Raw genomic sequence first — 3,060 nt, forward strand, 5'->3', positions numbered from 1 at the left:
AGGCGGGGCTGGCCCGCACCACGCCCACCGCGCCCACGACACCCACCGTCCCCGCCTACCCCGTGCCCGCCGTCGACGCCGCCTTCGGCGACTGCGCCGGGGCCACCGGCGCCGTACAAGCGGCGCTGACCGTGCTCGGTCTGCACCACCGGACGCTGCCCGACGACACCGCGCTGGTGCTCACCACGAACTCCGCGGACCCCACGGAGCACGCCGGACCCGGCAGCTGCGCCACAGCGCTCGTCCTGGGCACGTCCGGCCCCGGCACACCCTCCACCGGCCCGTCCCACCAGGGAGGTCACTCCGCATGACGACCGGCTCCGGAACCAGCGACGGCAGCGCAGCGCTCGCACCGCCCGACGGCAACAGCGTCCACCGCTTCCTGGACGACCACTTGGCAGCGGGCCACGGCGACGCCTTCTGCGCGCTCACCGAGACCGAGCGTGTCACCTACCGCGAGATGCACCGCAGATCCTGCCGTGCCGCGAACGCCTTCGCCGCCGCGGGTGTCGGGTACGAAACCCGCGTCGCACTCGCCCTGCCCGACAGCCCGGACCAACTGGCCTGTGTCCTCGGGCTGCTGCGGCTGGGCGCCGTACCCGTGCCACTGGCCACCCAGCTCACCCCCGACGACTACGCGCGGATCTTCGCCGACTGCCGCCCCCGGCTCGCCGTCGTCGGCCCTGGGCAACTCGCTGCCGTACGCGCCGCGCCCGGAGCCCGGGAACTGGCCAAGGCCACCTGGCCCGAGCAGGTATGGGTCGCGACGGCCGCCACGGAGCACCAGGGCCCCGAGCCGACGCTCGACGACCGGCTGGCCACCGCCTCCGACGAGTGCGCCGTCGCTCCCGTCAGCGTCGACGACATGGCCGTCATCCAGTACACCTCCGGCAGCACCGGCACCCCGCGCGGCGTCGTCCATCTGCACCGGGGGCTGCTGGCGGTGCTCGACACGTTCCCCAAGCGCCTGGCGCTGACCCGCGACGACGTGTGTCTGTCCGCGGCCAAGCTCTCCTTCGGCTACGGCTTCGGCAACTCCTTCCTGTTCCCGCTCGCGGCGGGTGCCGCCACCCTGCTGATGCCCGAGTCCGCCGACGCGGCGCGCGTACTGCGCCTGGTGGCCCGCTGCCGCCCCACCGTGCTGTGCGCGGTCCCCGCGCTCTACTCCGCCATGCTGACCGTCGCCGAACGCAGCGGGGACGCCGATCTGACGAGCGTGCGGCGGTACGTCTCGGCGGGGGAGCCGCTGCCCGCCCGGCTGGCCGAGCGGTGGCGGGAGGCCACCGGGGCCGACATCGTCAACGGCCTCGGCTCCACCGAGTGCCTGCACATCTTCATCGCCGGTGAGCCGGGCGCCACCCCGCCCGGCTGCTGCGGTACCGTCGTCCCCGGCTTCGAGGCCGAACTGCGCGACGAGGACGGTCAGGTGCTGGGGCCTGGCGAGATCGGCCAGTTGTGGGTGCGCGGCGAGGCCAATGCCGCCCGCTACTGGAACAACCAGCCCGCCACCCACGCCACCATGGTGGGCGGCTGGGTGCGCACCGGCGACCAGCTCAGCAGGGACGGGGACGGCGTGTTCACCTTCGTCGCACGCTCCGACGACATCCTCAAGGTCGGCGGTCTCAAGGTCGCACCCACCGAGGTCGAGGACTGTCTGCTGCGGCATCCCGCGGTCGCCGAGTGCGCCGTGATCGGCCTACCGGGCGAACATGCCACCACCGAGGTCGTCGCCTACGTCAGGCCGCACGACGACGCGGAGGCCGAACCGACGGCGCTGCGCAAGGAGTTGCGCCACCACCTGCGCGGTCGGCTGGCCCGCTACAAGCAGCCGCGGGTGCTGCACCTCGTCGACGCGCTGCCCCGCACCTCCACCGGCAAGATCTCCCGGCATGCCCTGCGCGACGCGGCCAAGGGGCGGGAGGTGGCCGGTCCCTGATGATCCATTGGATTCCCGGTTCCCTGTCGGCGAGACTGTCCCCGGCACGGACGCACAGCCGACCCGGCAACCAGGCCGCCAGGTTCCGCACGTGGCGGTCCGCCTCGGCAGAGGGGAGACCCCGTACATGGCCACACTCCGGCTCGACGGCGTGGTGCACGACTACGTACGTGGACGGCAGCCCGTACGCGCTCTGAACGGCGTGTCGCTGACGCTCGGGGGCGGGCAGTGCGTCTCCGTGCTCGGGCCGAGCGGTTCGGGCAAGAGCACCATGCTGCACGTCATGGGGGCGCTCGACATCCCCTCCGAGGGCAGAGTGCTCCTCGACGGGACCGACTTAGCCACCCTGGACGACGACGCGCTCTCCGATCTGCGGCGCAGGCGCTTCGGATTCGTCTTCCAGTTCTTCAATCTGCTGCCCGCGCTGACGGCCTGGGAGAACGTCGCCGTGCCCCGGCTGCTGGACGGCGAGAAGCTGGGGTCGGTACGGGCCGAGGCGCTGGCGCTGCTGGATCGCGTCAATCTCGCGGACCGTGCCGACCACCGCCCCGGCGAGCTGTCCGGCGGCCAGATGCAGCGCGTCGCCATCGCCCGCTCCCTCATCATGGACCCCGGCGTCCTGCTCGCCGACGAACCCACCGGGAACCTCGACTCCCGGACCGGCGACGAACTCCTCGACCTGCTGGCCTCCCTCGCCCATGACGGGTCCGAACGCTCCGTGGTGATGGTCACCCACAGCGTCGACGCGGCGCTGCGCAGCGACCGCGCCGTGCTGCTGACCGACGGCGACATCGTCGCGGACGGCACCCCGGAGGATGTCGTGGCCAAGTTCGTCGGGGAGGGCCGGAGGCCGTGAGCGCTGCCGAGCGGAAGCCCAAGCCGGCCGGCCCCGCGGTCGTCGCCGCCCGGCTGCGCCTGTTCAACCTGCGCTATCTGCGCCGCCACCCGGCCCGCACCGCACTCTCGCTCGGCGTGCTCACCGTCGCCGCCGCGCTCATCGTCGCCGTACTCGGCATCTACGGTTCGGTCGGCGGCTCCTCCGGGCGGCTGGCGGGCCAGGTGGCGGGAAACGCCGACGGGGAGGTCACCGGCCGCACCGACGAAGGGCTCAGCGCCGCAGCCGT

At 73.2% G+C, this 3,060-nt stretch carries 3 protein-coding genes and 1 pseudogene; all 4 read left to right on the forward strand.

All coding sequences use genetic code 11. The features are described from left to right. Positions 1–311 (forward strand): annotated as a pseudogene (locus KBY19_RS35685) (hypothetical protein); the annotation flags it as partial. After that, a complete protein-coding gene (locus tag KBY19_RS35690) occupies positions 308–1,936 on the forward strand; it encodes a benzoate-CoA ligase family protein (protein WP_210967503.1) in 1,629 nt (542 codons plus the stop codon). The pseudogene KBY19_RS35685 and the gene KBY19_RS35690, both read left to right, overlap by 4 nt. Before the next feature lie 127 nt (positions 1,937–2,063). After that, on the forward strand, positions 2,064–2,792 hold the full coding sequence (locus KBY19_RS35695) for an ABC transporter ATP-binding protein (protein ID WP_099885768.1): 729 nt from the start codon (positions 2,064–2,066) through the stop codon (positions 2,790–2,792). Beyond that, positions 2,789–3,060: hypothetical protein (locus KBY19_RS35700; RefSeq protein ID WP_210967504.1), on the forward strand; the 272-nt coding region annotated here is incomplete at its 3' end. The genes KBY19_RS35695 and KBY19_RS35700, both read left to right, overlap by 4 nt.

The organism is Streptomyces sp. B15 (assembly GCF_018070605.1).
Lineage (GTDB): Bacteria > Actinomycetota > Actinomycetes > Streptomycetales > Streptomycetaceae > Streptomyces > Streptomyces smyrnaeus.